This window comes from Bacillus sp. DHT2, from assembly GCF_026241455.1.
Taxonomy (GTDB): domain Bacteria; phylum Bacillota; class Bacilli; order Bacillales; family Bacillaceae_G; genus Bacillus_A; species Bacillus_A pseudomycoides.
In genome coordinates this window covers 1-16,847 of the sequence record NZ_JAPHWH010000009.1, presented here as the reverse complement: position 1 = coordinate 16,847, position 16,847 = coordinate 1, and the positions used below count along the sequence as shown (strand labels likewise).

Below are 16,847 nucleotides of genomic sequence, written 5' to 3'. Positions count from 1 at the left end.
TTATTTTTGTTTAGACTGTCGTTTTTGACGTGCATCGGCGGCGTCAGCACGTGCATTTGCTTCTAAGTCATCATGATCAGCAAGTTCACGAGAGAACTCTACATCGATGCCATCAGAAGTTTTGCTATACCCTAGGTTCTTTTTGTTCATTCGACACAATCTCCTTGTGTTTATGCTATGTTGCAAGTTTAGTTTGACACAAATAGACTTTTTTATACAAAAAGGATTTGGAAAGCATAAAGCCGAAATATACAGTATAAGTAATAGAAATGGGGGATAGGGATGGATTTTTTACATGGGAAAACAGCTGTTGTAACAGGAGCAGCGCAAGGGATTGGGAAAGAAATTGCTTGTACTTTTGCAAAGTTAGGTGCAAAGGTGTTAATCAGTGATGTAAATGAGAAGAAATTAAAAGAAACAGCAAGAGAATTTTTAGACCAAGGATATGAAGTAAGTTTATACGCATGTGATGTGAGTAATCAAAGTGAAGCGAAATCGTTAGTCGAATACGCAGTTCAAACATTTGGAGAATTACATGTTTTAGTGAATAATGCAGGGATTACAAGAGATGCGATGTTACATAAAATGGAGAAATCAGCTTGGGAGCAAGTAATGCAAGTAAATTTAACAGGTGTGTTTTATTGTATGCAACCGGCACTTCTTTACATGAGGCAGCAACAATTTGGACGTATCATCAATATTTCTTCGATTAGTAGGGAAGGTAATATTGGGCAAGCAAATTATGCTGCAACGAAAGCGGGCGTCATTGGATTAACAAAAACGGCAGCAAAAGAAGTGGGCGGATTTGGTATTACTTGTAATGCCATTTGTCCCGGTTTTATGGATACAGATATGACAAAAACAATACCAGATAAAGTGAAAGAGAAGATGGTTGGTGCAATCCCAGTTGGAAGAATTGGAATGCCACAAGATATCGCGAATGCAGCGGCCTTTTTCGCTTCAGAGTATGCTTCTTATATTACAGGCGAGGTATTAAATGTGAGTGGTGGCTTGCAAGTGTAAGAGATAGTTCCATATTTTCAAATATGTTACGGAATAAAATAATTGGATTTTCTAAAAAATTTGTTACATAATAAGTAGAGCCTGACCAACTTTGGTCAGGCCCTTTCATTTAGTTTAGGTTCACCCAAACACTCTTCACTTCTGTATAGTTATTTAATGCATAAGAACCCATTTCACGGCCAAGGCCAGATTGCTTAAATCCACCAAATGGAGAAGCTGCATCAAATACGTTGTAACAGTTTACCCATACTGTACCAGCACGAACTTTGCTGGCAATGTAATGTGCATTCTTTACATTTTCTGTCCATACACCAGCGGCTAAGCCAAATGATGACTTATTTGCACGTTCAATTACTTCGTCAATATCATTAAACGGCAATGCAGAGATGACAGGACCAAAAATTTCTTCTTTTGCAATTGTCATTTCATCATTTACGTCCGCAAATACAGTTGGAGCGACGAAATAACCTTGCTCGTATGGTTTGTTTCCACCAACAAGTACTTCTGCGCCTTCTTCGATCCCTTTTTCAATGTATCCCATAACGCGTTTTTGTTGTTCTTCAGAAACAAGAGGTCCAATTGTAGTTTGTGGATCTAGACCTGCACCTTGTGTTAATTTTTTTGAATATAGAACAAGGTCAGCCATAACATTATCATACATTTTCTTTGGAATAAATAAACGTGACCCTGCACAGCATACTTGACCTTGGTTAAACATAACACCGGAAAGTGCTGCTGGGATTGCTCGAGATAAATCAGCATCTGGTAAAATAATATTCGGTGATTTACCTCCAAGTTCTAATGTAACTCGTTTTAATGTTTCAGATGCTTGTCTCATAATTTGTTTACCAACCGGAGTAGAACCCGTAAATGCAATTTTATCAACGAGAGGATGATTGACAAGAGCTTGTCCAGCTGTCTCGCCAAATCCTGGTACGATGTTGACAACGCCTTTTGGGAATCCAGCCTCTTCAAATAATTCAGCTAAGTATAGAGCGGAAAGAGGTGTTTGTTCTGCTGGCTTCAATACGATTGTACAACCAGTTGCAAGAGCAGCCCCCATTTTCCACATTGCCATAAGGAGTGGGAAATTCCACGGAATAATTTGCCCAACAACACCAACAGCTTCATGGCGTGTATAGTTAAAATATTCACCAGAGACTGGGATTGTTTGACCGACAATTTTTGTAGCCCAGCCAGCGTAATAACGCATATGTTCAATTGCAAGCGGAATATCTGCTGCTAATGTTTCACGGATTGGTTTACCGTTATCTAATGTTTCAAGTTGTGCCAGTTCTTCTTTATGTTCTTCCATTAAATCAGCAAGCTTGTACATAAGACGGCTTCGTTCAGCGCTACTCATACGTGACCAAGGACCTTCATCGAAGGCCTGTCTTGCAGCCATTACGGCTTTATGAATGTCTTCGCGACCAGCTTCTGAAACAATCGCAAGTGTTTCACCAGTTGCTGGGTTTGGAGTTTTAAATGTCTTTCCGGAAGCGCTTTCAACAAAAGCTCCATTCACATATAATTTTTTTGTTCCTTGAAGAAATTTCTCTACTTTTTCATGAAGATTTACAGCTAGTTGACTCATTGTATAACCCCCTTGAAAATATAATGTAAACGCAGTACGAGACGGCGTTTATTCCTGTAACAAAGTTGTAAAGAAACTAGATGGAAGACCTCTAATTTTAATCATAAATAATAAAGACTGAAAATTCAAATTTCATTTACATTACAATTGTAAAAATTATGTAATACGGAGTTGGATTCTATATATTTGCAAAAAATCCTTCTAGTTTTTCTTTTCTAGTAGGAAAAACTAGAAAAACAATGTTACAATTATACATCGTGAGAGGAGGGAGAAAATGAAGGATTATCATGATGATCCACGCTTTCGAATTGCCCATAGAGAGGCGTTAATTGGTCTTGGACTTGCTTTTATCAATTTTATAATATGGTATGGATTTGCCTATGGGCTTGGGAGTAAAGATCCAAGTGAATATACATATGTATTAGGTTTTCCGGCATGGTTTTTTTATAGTTGTATAGTCGGTTTTGGTGTAGTAGTTATACTTCTTATTTTAATCGTGCGTTTTGCATTTCAAGATATTTCGCTTGATGAGGAAGAAAAAAGTGAGGAATGATAAATGAATTGGTACGTAATAATCCCAATGATAATTTCTTTTATCGTTGTATTTTTAATTGGTGTATATGCATCAAGACGTGTACAAGCAACTGCTCATAATAAATTTTTACAAGAATATTTTCTTGGAGGACGTGAGCTTGGCGGTCTATTATTAGCTATGACAATGATTGCTACGTACGGTAGTGCGAGTAGTTTTATCGGTGGACCTGGAATTGCATACAATATGGGGCTTGGATGGGTATTATTATCAGCAATCCAGGTTGTAACGGGTTACATTGTCTTGACGGTAATTGGTAAAAAGTTTGCAATCATTGCAAGAAAGATGGAAGCAATTACGCTTATTGATTATTTAAAAGGAAGATATAATCATAAAGCAGTGGTCATTCTTTCAGCAGTATGTATTATTATCTTTTTATTTTCAGCAACAGTTGCTCAGTGGGTTGGAGGCGGAAGGTTAATTGAATCGTTAACAGGCCTTTCGTATACAACGGCTTTATTTCTTTTTACATTCTCTGTACTTGTATACGTTTTAATTGGTGGATTCCGCGCAGTTGCTTTATCTGATACATTGCTCGGCATTATTATGTTAGCAGGTACGACAATTATTTTAATTGCAACAGTGATTGCTGGTGGCGGGATTGAAAAGATTATGCAAGAACTGGTTCGAATTAATCCCAATTTAATTACACCATTTGGTGCAGATGGCAGTTTAACGAAAACGTATGTGACATCATTTTGGATATTAATTGGTGTTGGTGTTGTTGGATTACCGCAAATTAGCGTGCGTGCGATGTCTTATAAAAATTCAAAAGCGATGCATCAAGCTTTAATTATCGGGACAATTGTTGTTGGTACAATTATGATTGGTATGCACTTAACAGGTGTATTTGCACGCGTGGTGCTTCCAGGCGTAACTGTACCAGACAAAGTAATGCCACTTCTTGCGATGGAAGTATTGCCACCTTGGCTTGCTGGAATCTTTTTGGCTGCCCCAATGGCGGCAATTATGTCAACGGTAAACTCACTTTTACTACTGGTGAGTTCATCCATTATTAAAGATATATATGTGAACTATATAAATGAAAATGCGGCGGATACAACAATAAAAAAAGGAAGTCTATGGATTACGGGTATCATTGGTTTACTTGTATATGCCGCAGCTATTAAACCGCCAGATTTCTTAATATGGTTAAACTTATTTTCCTTTGGTGGCTTAGAAGCAGCATTTATTTGGCCTATTGTTTTAGGGCTATATTGGAAGAGAGGGAATGCAGTTGGCGCGCTTGCATCCATTCTGGTTGGTGTGAGTTCTTATATGCTATTTCACCTTTGTTTTCCAAATCCGTTTGGTATACATACAGTTGTGTTTCCGATTTGTTTTGCTTTCATTGCGTATGTAATAGGTAGTATGCTAACGTCAAATAAAACGGCATGAAGATATATGTGTGAATGGCATATATAAAATGGGTATGTTCTACAGTTTTTAATCAAAAAATAGAAAAGATGTTTGGATTTGAAGAGTTTATAATCTAATTAAATAAATTTGTTATAAAAATAGAGCTCGTATTGCATTTATAAGAGCTCTACTTTTTATAATTAAAAACTTAATTATGATGCAAATTTATGTGTAGGATAGGTTGGATAGTTATTTTTATGTTTATGGAAAAGTTTTCGAAAAACAAATCCGTCTAGACCAACACGTCCAGCGTTATGTCCTGCAACTAAAATCAGTATAGACAATAGTATCATATTTGGATTTGTACTTATAGTTCCACTTAAAAGAAAAGCAGTGTTCATGATTAATCCGAAAAATGCTGCGGTTTTCGTAAGCCCTCCTAAAAGAAGACCAAGCCCAACTAAAATTTCTCCCCATTGTACGAGAAAGCTAAATAAATCAGCATGTGGAAGAGCAAAGTGTTGTAGAAAATCAGCCCACCAACCTTGTACAGCTGGATGATCTCCACTCGCTTTGGCAATTGCATCTTTTAAAAAACCGCTTGCGTCAAATGATTGACCGAAAAACTTCCCTAATCCAGCAGATAACCAAGCGTATCCTAAATATAAACGAAGGGGTAATAGAATACATAAAGCTTTTTTGTTATTACGTAAAAAATCAATAAACATAATAAATTCCTCCGATACATAATAAAATGTATTTACAAGTTTATTATGTATTTTTGTGAATCGAATCACAATGAACGAAATTTGAACAAATGGTTCAATCCAGTGGTTGTTTGAATAATTCATCGTTTGTTCAAAAAGCAGTGTGTGAATACAGTGTGATTTTAATTTATGGCGTATATGGTTTAAAAAATAGTTAACATGTATTTTGGTTTATACCATAATAAGAGGTGCAGGGATGGGGGGGAAGTGCCATGAAAAAGGTGCTTTTTTTAGGAGATCCAGGTATTGATGATTCTTTAGCCATTATGTATGGGCTATTACATCCTGAGATTGAAATCGTTGGGATTGTAACTGGATATGGAAATGTAACACAAGAGCAAGCAACGAGCAATGCTGCGTATTTAATGCAACTAGCAGGCAGAGAGGATATACCAATTATAAATGGAGCAAAAATGCCATTGTCAGGTGAATTTACAACATATTATCCGGAAATTCATGGAGCGGAAGGATTAGGGCCAATTCGCCCTCCAAAAACGATTCAACCAAATATTAAATCGTTTTGTGCAATCTTTGACATAATACAGCGTTATAAAAAAGAAATTATTATTGTTGATACAGGAAGATCAACAAGTTTAGCAACGGCGTTTATATTAGGAAAAGATATAATGAAAGATGTAAAAGAATATTACTGTATGGGTGGAGCATTTCTTGTTCCAGGGAATGTTACCCCTGTAGCAGAGGCGAATTTTCATGGAGATGCACTTGCTGCAAATTTAGTCATGCAGTATGCAAAAAACGTAACATTAATCCCTCTAAATGTTACAAGTGAATCAATTGTTACACCTGAAACTGTGCATTATATAAAAAAACATTCACAAACTGCATTTAACAAATTAATTGAACCTATATTTCAATATTATTATAAGGCATATAAGAAAATAAATCCGAAAATTACCGGAAGCCCCATTCATGATGTGCTTACGATGATGGCAGTTGTAAATCCTTCTATGATTGAATATGTATATCGGAAAGTAGAAGTTGATTTAGAAGGTAGTGCAAAGGGGGAAAGTATCGCTGATTTTCGGCCACAACCCGATGCGAAAGCTCTTAAAAATTGGGTGCGAATTGGGTGGAAATTAAATTATAAGAAATTTGTTGAAAATTTTGTTCGAATTATGACATAGACATAATAGGAGATGACAAGTTAAAATAATAGAGACGATTATTTAGACAATCGTCTCTATTGTTTTGTTTATAACTATATATAACAGATAAAAGATGTAAATTAGGAGAGGGAATTCACTTGAGAAAAGTTATAATATGTGCGGGAATCATTGGTGTATTCGTAGTACTTATATCCGGTAACTTTTTAGTAAAAAAAGTTTGGAGCTCTAATAATGATGATGCTCAATTTATTGCCTCATTTGTTGAAGAACATAAAGATGAAAAAAATAGTGCCCTACTTATAAAGCGAAATGATAAAGTTGTTTATTCTGTGAATCCAGATGTCGTGTTACCAGTTGCGAGCACGATGAAGTTAATTGTTGCACTTGAATTTACGAAACAAGTTGTAGATGGGAGAATTGACCCAAATAGTTATGTGTCAATTGATGATGTAAATCGTTACTATATTCCAAATACAGATGGTGGTGCGCAGGATCGTTGGCAAAAGTATTTAATGAAAACTGGTAAAATGGATGGAAATGCAATTTCTTTAGAAGAAGTTGCGAAAGGGATGATGAAATTTAGTTCAAATGCAAATACAGAATATTTAATGGATCGACTTGGACTAGATTATATTAACCAAAATTTACAAAACCTATCACTTCCTTCACATCAACCGTTATTTCCTATTGTTTCTTCTCTATACATTCCGGGATATTTGCATAAGGAACTGCATATTCCAAAATCTAAATTAGAGAAAAAGTTAAAAGAAATGTCTTCAGAAGAATATCGTCGTTATGCTATGTTAATACATGAACGGTTAAAAGAGAAAGGACCGTTATTACAAAAAGAAATTCCGCTCTATTTAGAAGGAAAATATGAAAAAATATGGTCAGATAAGTTGCCAGCTGCATCCGCAAATGATTATATGGTGCTTCTGGAAAAAGCGAATCATAAAAAAGGATTTACAAAGGCTGGAGAAAGTGAGTGGGCAAACCTTGTTGAAACGGACATGAAAGCAAAGAAGTATCGTAAGTCATTCCGGCATGCTGGACAAAAAAATGGGTATACCCCATGGACATTAGCAAAAGCAGCTTATGCCACTGATAAACTTGGGAATTGTACAGAAATTGTATTTTTAGCAAATCAATTGGATGAAGATGATAGTACAGAGCTTCGTAAGCACTTACTGAATTTACAGTTCCAGGTGTTAAAAAGTGAAAAATATGATGCCACTGTTATTAAATAAACCCGATGCGTGAAGCATCGGGTTTATTTTTATCCCGCTATTTGTGGGCAGTAAGACCTCGCTGATGGAAGTTTCACTTTATCCTGTAAAGACCCGATTGGTGAGGGCTAATAATTAATGGGGAGATGAAGGGATTTCCCACTAATTATAGTTTTACTTTATACAAGCACCTTTTCAAAAGCTCAGGGTATGATGATTAGTAATAACTGGGCGAAAGGGGAAAAGGTGATGAAACAAAATAAGGAGGAATTTATAAAGGGTGAGGGCGCTGATTTCCCTGGGGAAACCTATGCAAATTGTGTGCTACAGCATGTATTTCAATTTCAGCGAGATTACTTGTTGCAAGAGATGTTTATGATTCATCGTGCTCATATTATCATGCTTATTGAGCAAAAATTAATGAAACAAAAAGATGCAAAAGTTATTTTAACAGCGTTAGAAAAAGTGGCACAAATTCCAAAGAGTCAATTACTGTATGAGAAGGAGCATGAAGATCTCTTTTTTTTAGTGGAGCATTTAATTGGGCAAGAAGCAAATCATAATTTTGTAAGTAATATGCATATTGGCAGGAGCCGGAATGATATGGGGGTCGCGATGTATCGGATGAGTTTGCGTCGCTATTTACTCCGTTATATAGAGCATTTTCTTCTTTTACAAGAAAGTATGTTAGAAGTTGCGAATGAACATATGGAAACAATCATGCCTGCTTATACGCACACACAACCTGCCCAGCCGACAACATTCGGTCATTATATGTTAGCAATATATGATACAATGCATCGGGATTTAGAGCGTGTTTGGAAGGTATATCATCTTGTCAATCAATCTCCTTTGGGTGCAGCTGCTCTATCTACTACAAGCTTTCCTATAAATAGACAGCAGGTTGCAAAGTTGCTCGGTTTTTCAAGTGTTATTGAAAATTCATATGACGCTATTGCAAGCGCAGACTATTTATTAGAAACAAGCGCGACACTTATGGTAGCGATGACAAATAGCAGTAGATGGCTCCATGATTTCTTACTACTAGCAACAAAAGAATACAATGGGATTACTGTTGCTAACCCATACGTACAAATCAGCAGTATAATGCCGCAAAAACGGAACCCTGTTTCCATTGAACATGCTCGTGCTCTCGCTAGCAGTGCACTTGGAGAAACTTTCACTGTATTTCAAATGATTCATAATACACCGTTTGGAGATATTGTTGATACAGAAGATGATTTGCAACCTTATTTGTATGAAGGAATCGAAAAGGCAATTCGTGTGTTTTGTATGATGAATGCAGTAATTCGAACGATGAAGGTGGAAGATGAAGTTTTAAGAACTCGCTCGTTTCAACATGCGATTACAATAACCGATTTTGCAGACGCATTAACAAAAAATTATAAGATTCCTTTTCGGCGTGCTCATCGTGCTGCAAGTGATATTGCAACAATGTCTATACAGCAGAGAAAAGAGTTACATGAACTGAATTTCACAGAAGTAAACATATATTTACAAGAAAACTTTCATGTAATACTTTCAGAAAAAGAATGGGATGATATTATATCACCAGAATCATTTGTTGAAAAACGGACTGTATATGGTGGGCCGAGCAAAAAAGAAATGGTACGTATGATTCAAAAGAGGAGAGAGTGTTTTAAGAACGAAGAAATTACATTCGAAAGGGAAAAACAACGTATCTCACAAGCTGAAAAAGAAGTAATGACGATAGTCTGGAATATTATTGAATCGTAAAAGCAGGATTTAATGAATGAATCGCCAATATTCTATTTAAATATAAAAATATAAATCCAAATAAACCCCTTCTTTTTAGGTGGGAGAGAGCATACGGCCATGCATAGAAACGGTCAGATCCTTTTCCTGCCTCATGCCAAGGTAAAACAGAGAGAGAAAATGAGTGTAAGTCACCTTTTCTTCTTCGTATCAACGACTTATATGTCGAAAAATCAAAAGGGATTTATATAGAAAGAAGAGATTGTCGATGATTCAATTACAGGTATATAAAGATGTTTCTTACTTTAGGAAGGAAGTCACCTCCATTTTGGAAATGAATGAGCAAGAAAATAATTTATTATTAGGGGTGTTACAGTCTACGGAGAATCCGTTGTTTATGGCAATAGCAAAGCAAAATGAAAAAATTGCTCTCATACTTCTTCAAACTGAGAAAAAGAAAATGATTGTTGCTAAATCCGAGATTTCGCAAGAGGCTATAGAGGGAATAGCGAAACAATTAACAAAGGTGTATCCAGATATACCGGGATTGATTGGTGAAAAGCGAGTGGTGAAACAATTAGCTGAAGAGATTGCAAAATTAGAACAAAAGAAGCTTTCTATTCGTATGAATCAAGGGGTGTATGAATTAAAAAAAGTAAAGAAGAAATGGGGTGAATATGGAGCTTTCCGGCGAGTAAACAGCGTTGAACTACCATTAATTGAAAAGTGGGTGCACCAATTTTGTGAAGATGTTCATTTGCCCACTACGGAAGAAAAAGCAAAACAAACTGCAAACACATTAGTAAGTACAAATCGGTTGTTTGGATGGGAAGTAGATGGGAGATTAGTTTCAGTAGCTGCAATTACAAGGCCCACTAAGAGTAATATTACAATCAATTTTGTATATACACCGAAAGAAGAACGTAAACAAGGGTACGCTTCTAATTGTGTAGCTGCCCTTAGCCAGCTCATGTTAGACCGAGGTTATAAAACAACTACTTTATATACAGACTTAGCAAATCCAACGTCGAATAAGATTTACCAAGAGATAGGATATGAACCAATAATGGAATCTGTATTAATATTTTTAGAACCGATAAGATAAAAGGCTCGCTTATATGCGAGCCTTTTGCTATGAAACTATTTTTCATCAATGCGAATTACGCCGCCAGATTCGAAATGGGGTGTATCTAAAAGATGGATAACCGCTTTAGCGACATATTCAGGAGAGAGTAATTTTCCTTCTTCTTTTAAAGCGATAAATCGATCTAAGTTAGTAAAATCTTCTTTTTCTGTTTGCCGAATTTGTTGCTGCATGTTTGTGTCAACAACACCTGGGGCAAAAGCAATTGTTTTTACTGGATATTCTTTTTCAGCTTCCTCTATAGCGACACATTGTGTAAACATGTTCACGCCAGCTTTCGTTGTACAATATGCTCCCCATCCAAAGTATGGTTTTTGACCGGCTCCTGAAGAAATGTTAATAATACGTTTGTCCACGTTCCAATTTTTCGTATGTTTCATAAACGAAGAAGTAAGGATCATCGGTGCAATTAAATTAATTTGTACATTTGCAATCAAAAGTTCACTTTCTGATTTTTCAATCGGTTTCATTGGTGCGAGGGTACCGGCATTATTAATCAAATGGATAGACGATACGTTTTCTTTTTCAATGGATGAAAAGATTGTTTCAAAATGAGTTTCTAGATTATGTACATCTTGGAGATCGATTGAGTGAAATGTTAAAGGAATATCTTTTTGTTTTGCTTTTTCAATAAGCTTTTCATTTTGTCTTCTAGAAATACAAATGAGTCGTGTATTTTCCTCTAATAATTGTGTAGCGATTGCCTCGCCTAATCCTTGTGAAGTACCTGTTACAATGACGTAGCGCATTTCTTTAAAACTCCTCCCATATTAAATGTAATAAGTGGTGTCGATAAGGTGTCTTATCTACATGTTATAGTATAGAGCATCTTATATAAAGAAATAAATCTCCTCATATGAGGAGATTTATTGTTTATTTTAAGGAAAGTAATCTTTTGAATAAAATGTTGTTTTCAAGATGTACATGCTGGAATAAATCAGATTCAAAATCTTCTAGACGATTATAAACCATACGATATGTGCGGCATGCATGCTCGGGAGGAGTAAAATCATTTGTAATGATTCGTAATTCTTTTATAAGATCGCCAGCTCCATCATGCTCTTGTTCTAATTCTTCAAGCCTTTCAATTGCTAAAATTAAATTTTCTTGAGTTGAATTTTGTTCGTATTTTTTGATAAGCGGGAATACAAGAGTTTCTTCTTTTATTATATGTTGTTCAAGTTCTAATTTTAATTCATGAAAAAGTCGGTGAACGGTACTTAAATGCGACTCTGTTTGACCATGTACGCGAAATACTTTTGTTATATATGGGCTCAGCTGTGGCAATTCTTCTTGAATATATCGATGATGTTTTTGGATAATATGGTCAATTAGTATAGAAAAATTAGCCTCACTCCAGTTTGTAGATTCATTATTTTTTGATTTATATAAAATATATTGTTCATTTAATAGTTTTAAAAGTTCATCAGGAGAAAATTTTTTTGTTTGTGTCGCTATTTCAATTGTTTTGTCCCCGCCACAACAAAAATCAATACGATGTTTTTTAAACAAATCACTTGCTTGTGGAAAAGTGGTAACTATTTCACCAACAATAGATGTTTTAGTAAAAGGTGTAGCCATATGAATCACTCCTCTGTTCATTTGTATGCTTTTAGCATAATGGATAAGAAAAGAGATCGAAGTGATTATAATCACAAATATAATGTAGAATTCATGAATGTTTTGTACATGCGGGAAGGAGTTGTTCAATCTGTTTGAAAAAGTAATGGTGATGATTCTTCTTTTGAAAATGATATCGAATAAGCCTTGCTGAATTTTTTGCAACAAATGAAAAAAGAGTTGGAAATGCTCATGTTATAATAAACTAAGGTGGTGAGGAAATGAAACATAAAATGGGATTATATAATGGGCCATTTCAATCTATTCAATCTGGAAAAAAGGTATTTGAAGTACGCTTATATGATAAAAAGCGTCAGAATATACAAAAAGACGATAAAATCGAATTTACAAATCTAACAACAAAAGAAACAATTTGTGTAAAAGTAACTGAGTTAAAATGTTATCAAACATTTCAACAGATGTATGAAGACATTGATAAAGAGTTGCTGGACTGTGCAAACTGGAGTGTAGAAGAAATGCTAGCAAGTACATATGAAATATATACGAAAGAACAAGAGAAAAGGTGGGGAACAATTGCTATTGGGGTTGAAGTAATAGCATGATTCGAAATCGTAGCTCACTCATTTTGATACAAGAAAACAAGGTTGCTCTTATAAAACGTGTTCGAAAGAATGAAGTGTATTTTGTCTTTCCGGGTGGAGGGATTGAAGAGTATGAAACACCGAAAGAAGCGACAATACGTGAGGCTTATGAAGAATTAGGCGTGCATGTTGAAGTTCAAAAACTTGTTACGAAGTATGAGTATAAAGGCACTCAGTATTTTTATGAAGCTCGTATCATTGGTGGTGTTTTTGGTACAGGAAAAGGTGAAGAATTTACAAAGAGTGATAGGGGACAATACATTCCAGTTTGGATTCCTGTAAAAGAGCTATTAAATTTAAATATCAAGCCATATGAAGTAGCGAAAATGATATTTCATTGTTACAAAAACGTGAAGTCTGACGACATACAATAAAAACCATTGACATACATACCTGAATTCAGTATTGTATTCAGGTATGTGTTCAAAATCAGGAGGTTTTTATGAGTAATCAAACTACACATCATGTGAAAATGACAACAGCGGATCCATCTGGAATTGGTCTATTTGGATTAGCAATGGTAACACTTGTAGCATCATCACAAAAGCTAGGATTAACTGATGGCGTTTCATTTGTATTACCATGGGCAATCTTTTTAGGAGGATTTGCACAACTTTTTGCTTGCATTCACGATGCAAAGCATAATAATACGTTCGGTACAACTGCTTTTGGTGCGTATGGTCTATTTTGGTTAGGTGTTGGGACATCATGGTTAATTCAACTTGGTGTATTTGGCGAAAAACTGGCACAAGCTGTAGATCCAAAGCAACTTGGTGTTGCATTTATTGGGTACCTAATTTTTACAATTTTTATGACTATTGGAGCAATGGAAACACATAAAGTATTATTTATGATTTTTGTACTTATTGATTTCTTATTTATCGGTCTTTCATTTAGTACTTTAGGTGTTATGCCACATGCTATGCATAATTTAGCAGCGTATTCTGAACTATGTATTTCATTACTATCTTTCTATGGTTCAGCAGCTGCTGTATTAAATACACATTTCGGAAAAGTTGTATTACCAGTAGGAAAGCCATTTGGCATTTTTAAAAAATAAGAGTAGAGGAGCACGAATGACAAGAAGAGTCATTCGTGCTTTTTTTATAGCGTGCCCAGTTTAAGCTAAGTATTGCTTACTGGTGAAAGTCTAGGTAAGAACCAACTCGCCTAGTAGCTGATAGGCAACTAGTGGAGAAATTCTAAAGTTGAAGCCCTGTGAGAAAAATGTTGTGTAAAATGTACAAAAAATAGAGAATTCAGCTTTACTTTTATTATATCGATATGATATAGTGATTATAAACCATTTTACTTTTAATAATATAGAGATTTAAATGAGCTGTAACTTCAGAAGAGGATAGCAATGTTAAATCTCCTCTGCGGTTGCAGTTTTTTAATGTCGTTATTATTGTTGTAAAGTGGTCGAAAATGAATATGTACATATAGGTACATTGTAGGAGGATTTTTTCATGCAAAACGGTAAAGTAAAATGGTTTAACTCAGAAAAAGGTTTCGGATTCATCGAAGTTGAAGGCGGAGAAGACGTATTCGTTCATTTCTCAGCTATCCAAGGCGAAGGATTCAAAACTTTAGAAGAAGGTCAAGAAGTTACTTTCGAAGTAGAACAAGGTAACCGTGGACCACAAGCTACTAACGTAGTTAAGAAGTAATTGAATTGAAAAGAGAAGGGCTTGCCCTTCTCTTTTTTTTATTGTGCTTGATTCATTTCATTCTTTCGAATGTATGTTTATCCCGCTATTCGCGTGCAATAATACTCTCACCGCAACATTCGACGAAAACAAAGAAGCTAGACGAGAGATAAAGCAAACCTCGCTGAGTAAAGCTTTGCTCTATATACAAAAAAATTTAGTTATTGTTGTCTAAATATTCAAAAAAGTAATCTCGGAATCTTTTTTATAAATTTTGTTTTGTGTATTTGTACAGTGGGGAATATATAATTAAAAATATAATCAGATAAGGAAGAGGGATATGACTTGAATGAACCTAAATATTATATTGTCTTTGATGTTGAACGGAATTTTCGACCTTATAAATCGCAAGATCCCTTGGAAGTGGTTGATATTGGGGCAATCAAGGTAGAAGCAAGTACAGTGCGTATAATAGGACAATTTTCTTCACTTGTTAAACCAACCGCACCTCTAACCCGCCATACAACAAAATTAACAGGCATTACAAAGCAAGATTTAAAAGAGGTAGAAGTGTTTCCAGAGGTAATGGAGCGATTTCTTCAATTTGCTGGGGATGATTATATGTTTATAACATGGGGGAAGGAAGACTATAAATTTCTTGCGCAAGATTGTAAGCTACATCATATAGAATGCCCTAATATAGAGAATGAGAGAAAATTTGATTTGCAAAAATTTGTATTTCAAGCATATGATCAATTATTTATACATACACCAAGTTTAAAATTTGCGGTGGAACAATTTTCTTTAGAATGGGAAGGAAAGCAGCACCGTGCCTTTGCAGACGCTAAGAACACCTTGAATATCTTTCTTAAAGTATTCAAAGAAAAGGATATTTATAAGCGGTATAAACGAAATGAAGAACTCGTACTTGTAAAGAATGGTTTATTAACTGAAAAAGCAAAAAAGAAAATGAAAAGATGGGTATTTAAAGAATTAAAGAAAAAAGAACACAGTCCATTTACTTGGGATGATTTTCAAAATAGCAAGACATGGGGGAATATAACGGAACGATATTATATTGATAATAACACAATACGACTTTTACAAAATTACTTTACTATGGCTGTAAAGAAAAGTGAGCAGCAGTTGCGAGTGTTAGAAGAGATAAATAACAAAATAAATGATGCATAGTCAAAAGTTAAAAGTGTTCGTGTAAATGAATATATAAAGGATTGTTTTTTTGTTAGGCTTCTTTAATTAGAATAACAATGATTATATACACGTATTTTTTGAGGTGAATAGATGGAAAAATTGTACTTAGTAATAAGTGTGCTTCTAAATTTTATTTTTGGTTTTCTTTTTAGGTATGCTCTTTTAGGGGGGGAATAACTGTTTATTCAATCAATTGTCTATTTAATGGTTGCTCAGATATGGTAAAAGAATGGGTGGGTATTGTTATGGGTTTAGTTATTACTTTGATAATAGGTGGTATTCTTTTTCCGATGATTATATTTACGAACAGAAAGTTTTTACATGCTGTGAAGATGAGAAAAAAACATTATTTTCTTGTCATTTCCCTTTTTTTTATTCTAGGTACTTTTTTTAGTTTTTCTTTAAGATCGAACCATATCGGTCCATTTTAAAGAAAGTGCGGTATTTTCCGTGATTATTCCCCTCTCATCAGTTGTTTCTTACGGACAATTCTCCTTGAGCTGTCTCCCTTAAATTCTGATATATTTTATTTAACTGCTTTTCTTCAGTTCTAGTAGTTATACAAACAATAGCCTGATAGGATATATTGAAGAAATGTCATCTTTTTGAATTCTAATAGTAGGTTTTCGTGTCCGGATATGTATAGTAACCAAGGTAGAGGCAAAGGGATGTGAGTAAAAATAAAAGAGTGCTACAGAATAGCGCTCAATAAAAACCATAATATGGAATAGAGGGTGTAATTGTAAAATAAAACTGGTCTGTGAATGACCCCTCCTTAACACTCTTACGAGTTGTTTGAAGAAGAAGCTTCCTGTTTCATAGAGCGTTGCTGCTTGGGAATCTAAGCAGTCTTACATACTCTCCACAGGCGTCGTTTATACTGTTTGGACACAACCTTGCCCTACAGTTTCATTCTTCGGTCGTTCTCATAAGTAATCGCTCTAGTCCTTTTCGAAAAATGTTGAGACTTGCATTATAATCTCTGTCTAACACCGTTCCACACTTTGTACAAATATGTGTCCGAATCGAAAGTGATTTTTTCACACGATTCCCACAGCTAGAACAATATTGTGATGTGTACGCTGGGTCTACTCTCACAAGTAAACCGCCAAATTTCTCACACTTATACAAAAGCATCTTACGAAAAGCGCCCCAGCCTGCATCAGAGATCGACTTCGAAACTTTTCGATTCCGA

Annotated in this window: 18 protein-coding genes; 12 read left to right on the top strand and 6 right to left on the bottom strand. The window is 35.2% G+C overall.

The window, feature by feature from the left end; all coding sequences use genetic code 11:
* The gene (locus ORL93_RS19570; RefSeq protein WP_003198992.1) at positions 1-150 is read right to left on the bottom strand and encodes a YfhD family protein; all 150 of its coding nucleotides are present in this window, start codon (positions 148-150) and stop codon (positions 1-3) included.
* A gap of 132 nt (positions 151-282) precedes the next feature.
* On the opposite strand from ORL93_RS19570, the gene fabG reads away from it, so the two are divergent.
* Complete coding sequence (gene fabG, locus ORL93_RS19565) at positions 283-1,023, top strand: 3-oxoacyl-ACP reductase FabG (RefSeq protein WP_003198990.1); 741 nt, start codon at positions 283-285, stop codon at positions 1,021-1,023.
* 109 nt (positions 1,024-1,132) lie between these two features.
* Here fabG and ORL93_RS19560 read toward each other — a convergent pair whose 3' ends face one another.
* Positions 1,133-2,617 (bottom strand): aldehyde dehydrogenase family protein, encoded by a 1,485-nt coding sequence (locus ORL93_RS19560; protein WP_097795916.1) that lies wholly within the window; start codon positions 2,615-2,617, stop codon positions 1,133-1,135.
* Positions 2,618-2,891: 274 nt separating this feature from the next.
* Between ORL93_RS19560 and ORL93_RS19555 the strand changes: the two genes are divergently transcribed.
* Complete coding sequence (locus tag ORL93_RS19555) at positions 2,892-3,170, top strand: YhdT family protein (RefSeq protein ID WP_003198986.1); 279 nt, start codon at positions 2,892-2,894, stop codon at positions 3,168-3,170.
* A gap of 3 nt (positions 3,171-3,173) precedes the next feature.
* The gene (gene panF, locus ORL93_RS19550; protein WP_097795917.1) at positions 3,174-4,607 is read left to right on the top strand and encodes a sodium/pantothenate symporter; all 1,434 of its coding nucleotides are present in this window, start codon (positions 3,174-3,176) and stop codon (positions 4,605-4,607) included.
* 173 nt (positions 4,608-4,780) lie between these two features.
* Here the strand turns inward: panF and ORL93_RS19545 are convergent, their stop codons facing one another.
* Positions 4,781-5,296, bottom strand: a complete 516-nt coding sequence (locus ORL93_RS19545; protein WP_097795918.1) for a DoxX family membrane protein — start codon at positions 5,294-5,296, stop codon at positions 4,781-4,783.
* 251 nt (positions 5,297-5,547) lie between these two features.
* On the opposite strand from ORL93_RS19545, the gene ORL93_RS19540 reads away from it, so the two are divergent.
* The 4 genes from ORL93_RS19540 to ORL93_RS19525 all read left to right on the top strand — a co-directional run bounded on the left by ORL93_RS19540 (position 5,548) and on the right by ORL93_RS19525 (position 10,530).
* On the top strand, positions 5,548-6,480 hold the full coding sequence (locus ORL93_RS19540; protein ID WP_026008530.1) for a nucleoside hydrolase: 933 nt from the start codon (positions 5,548-5,550) through the stop codon (positions 6,478-6,480).
* Positions 6,481-6,599: 119 nt separating this feature from the next.
* On the top strand, positions 6,600-7,709 hold the full coding sequence (locus ORL93_RS19535; RefSeq protein WP_265959386.1) for a serine hydrolase: 1,110 nt from the start codon (positions 6,600-6,602) through the stop codon (positions 7,707-7,709).
* Positions 7,710-7,937: 228 nt separating this feature from the next.
* A complete protein-coding gene (gene argH / locus ORL93_RS19530) occupies positions 7,938-9,446 on the top strand; it encodes an argininosuccinate lyase (RefSeq protein ID WP_098160882.1) in 1,509 nt (502 codons plus the stop codon).
* A 247-nt stretch (positions 9,447-9,693) separates the two neighbouring features.
* The gene (locus ORL93_RS19525) at positions 9,694-10,530 is read left to right on the top strand and encodes a GNAT family N-acetyltransferase (protein WP_018781512.1); all 837 of its coding nucleotides are present in this window, start codon (positions 9,694-9,696) and stop codon (positions 10,528-10,530) included.
* 35 nt (positions 10,531-10,565) lie between these two features.
* Here ORL93_RS19525 and ORL93_RS19520 read toward each other — a convergent pair whose 3' ends face one another.
* Both ORL93_RS19520 and ric read right to left on the bottom strand, forming a co-directional pair.
* The gene (locus ORL93_RS19520) at positions 10,566-11,318 is read right to left on the bottom strand and encodes a (S)-benzoin forming benzil reductase (protein ID WP_097795920.1); all 753 of its coding nucleotides are present in this window, start codon (positions 11,316-11,318) and stop codon (positions 10,566-10,568) included.
* Between the two features lie 124 nt (positions 11,319-11,442).
* On the bottom strand, positions 11,443-12,150 hold the full coding sequence (gene ric / locus ORL93_RS19515) for an iron-sulfur cluster repair di-iron protein (protein WP_098160881.1): 708 nt from the start codon (positions 12,148-12,150) through the stop codon (positions 11,443-11,445).
* Positions 12,151-12,410: 260 nt separating this feature from the next.
* Here ric and ORL93_RS19510 point away from each other — a divergent pair, with 260 nt between their 5' ends.
* The 5 genes from ORL93_RS19510 to ORL93_RS19490 all read left to right on the top strand — a co-directional run bounded on the left by ORL93_RS19510 (position 12,411) and on the right by ORL93_RS19490 (position 15,631).
* Positions 12,411-12,752: an ASCH domain-containing protein gene (locus ORL93_RS19510; protein ID WP_018765372.1), complete on the top strand. Its 342-nt coding sequence runs from the start codon at positions 12,411-12,413 to the stop codon at positions 12,750-12,752.
* Positions 12,749-13,165 carry an NUDIX hydrolase gene (locus tag ORL93_RS19505; protein ID WP_097795922.1) on the top strand — a complete coding sequence of 139 codons (417 nt, stop codon included), beginning with the start codon at positions 12,749-12,751 and terminating at the stop codon, positions 13,163-13,165. The genes ORL93_RS19510 and ORL93_RS19505 overlap by 4 nt, the downstream gene beginning before the upstream one ends.
* A gap of 68 nt (positions 13,166-13,233) precedes the next feature.
* On the top strand, positions 13,234-13,851 hold the full coding sequence (locus ORL93_RS19500) for an acetate uptake transporter (RefSeq protein ID WP_003198966.1): 618 nt from the start codon (positions 13,234-13,236) through the stop codon (positions 13,849-13,851).
* A gap of 409 nt (positions 13,852-14,260) precedes the next feature.
* Positions 14,261-14,461 (top strand): cold shock-like protein CspB, encoded by a 201-nt coding sequence (gene cspB / locus ORL93_RS19495; protein WP_003198964.1) that lies wholly within the window; start codon positions 14,261-14,263, stop codon positions 14,459-14,461.
* A 324-nt stretch (positions 14,462-14,785) separates the two neighbouring features.
* Positions 14,786-15,631 (top strand): exonuclease, encoded by an 846-nt coding sequence (locus ORL93_RS19490; protein ID WP_097795923.1) that lies wholly within the window; start codon positions 14,786-14,788, stop codon positions 15,629-15,631.
* Positions 15,632-16,561: 930 nt separating this feature from the next.
* Here ORL93_RS19490 and ORL93_RS19485 read toward each other — a convergent pair.
* Positions 16,562-16,847: RNA-guided endonuclease InsQ/TnpB family protein (locus ORL93_RS19485; RefSeq protein ID WP_265959385.1), on the bottom strand; the 286-nt coding region annotated here is incomplete at its 5' end.

Coding starts and splice junctions, on each gene's coding strand:
- ORL93_RS19570 (WP_003198992.1), bottom strand. CDS start 150: ATGAACAAAAAGAACCTAGGGTATAGCAAAACTTCTGATGGCATCGAT.
- fabG (WP_003198990.1), top strand. CDS start 283: ATGGATTTTTTACATGGGAAAACAGCTGTTGTAACAGGAGCAGCGCAA.
- ORL93_RS19560 (WP_097795916.1), bottom strand. CDS start 2,617: ATGAGTCAACTAGCTGTAAATCTTCATGAAAAAGTAGAGAAATTTCTT.
- ORL93_RS19555 (WP_003198986.1), top strand. CDS start 2,892: ATGAAGGATTATCATGATGATCCACGCTTTCGAATTGCCCATAGAGAG.
- panF (WP_097795917.1), top strand. CDS start 3,174: ATGAATTGGTACGTAATAATCCCAATGATAATTTCTTTTATCGTTGTA.
- ORL93_RS19545 (WP_097795918.1), bottom strand. CDS start 5,296: ATGTTTATTGATTTTTTACGTAATAACAAAAAAGCTTTATGTATTCTA.
- ORL93_RS19540 (WP_026008530.1), top strand. CDS start 5,548: ATGAAAAAGGTGCTTTTTTTAGGAGATCCAGGTATTGATGATTCTTTA.
- argH (WP_098160882.1), top strand. CDS start 7,938: ATGAAACAAAATAAGGAGGAATTTATAAAGGGTGAGGGCGCTGATTTC.
- ORL93_RS19525 (WP_018781512.1), top strand. CDS start 9,694: ATGATTCAATTACAGGTATATAAAGATGTTTCTTACTTTAGGAAGGAA.
- ORL93_RS19520 (WP_097795920.1), bottom strand. CDS start 11,318: ATGCGCTACGTCATTGTAACAGGTACTTCACAAGGATTAGGCGAGGCA.
- ric (WP_098160881.1), bottom strand. CDS start 12,150: ATGGCTACACCTTTTACTAAAACATCTATTGTTGGTGAAATAGTTACC.
- ORL93_RS19510 (WP_018765372.1), top strand. CDS start 12,411: ATGAAACATAAAATGGGATTATATAATGGGCCATTTCAATCTATTCAA.
- ORL93_RS19505 (WP_097795922.1), top strand. CDS start 12,749: ATGATTCGAAATCGTAGCTCACTCATTTTGATACAAGAAAACAAGGTT.
- ORL93_RS19500 (WP_003198966.1), top strand. CDS start 13,234: ATGAGTAATCAAACTACACATCATGTGAAAATGACAACAGCGGATCCA.
- cspB (WP_003198964.1), top strand. CDS start 14,261: ATGCAAAACGGTAAAGTAAAATGGTTTAACTCAGAAAAAGGTTTCGGA.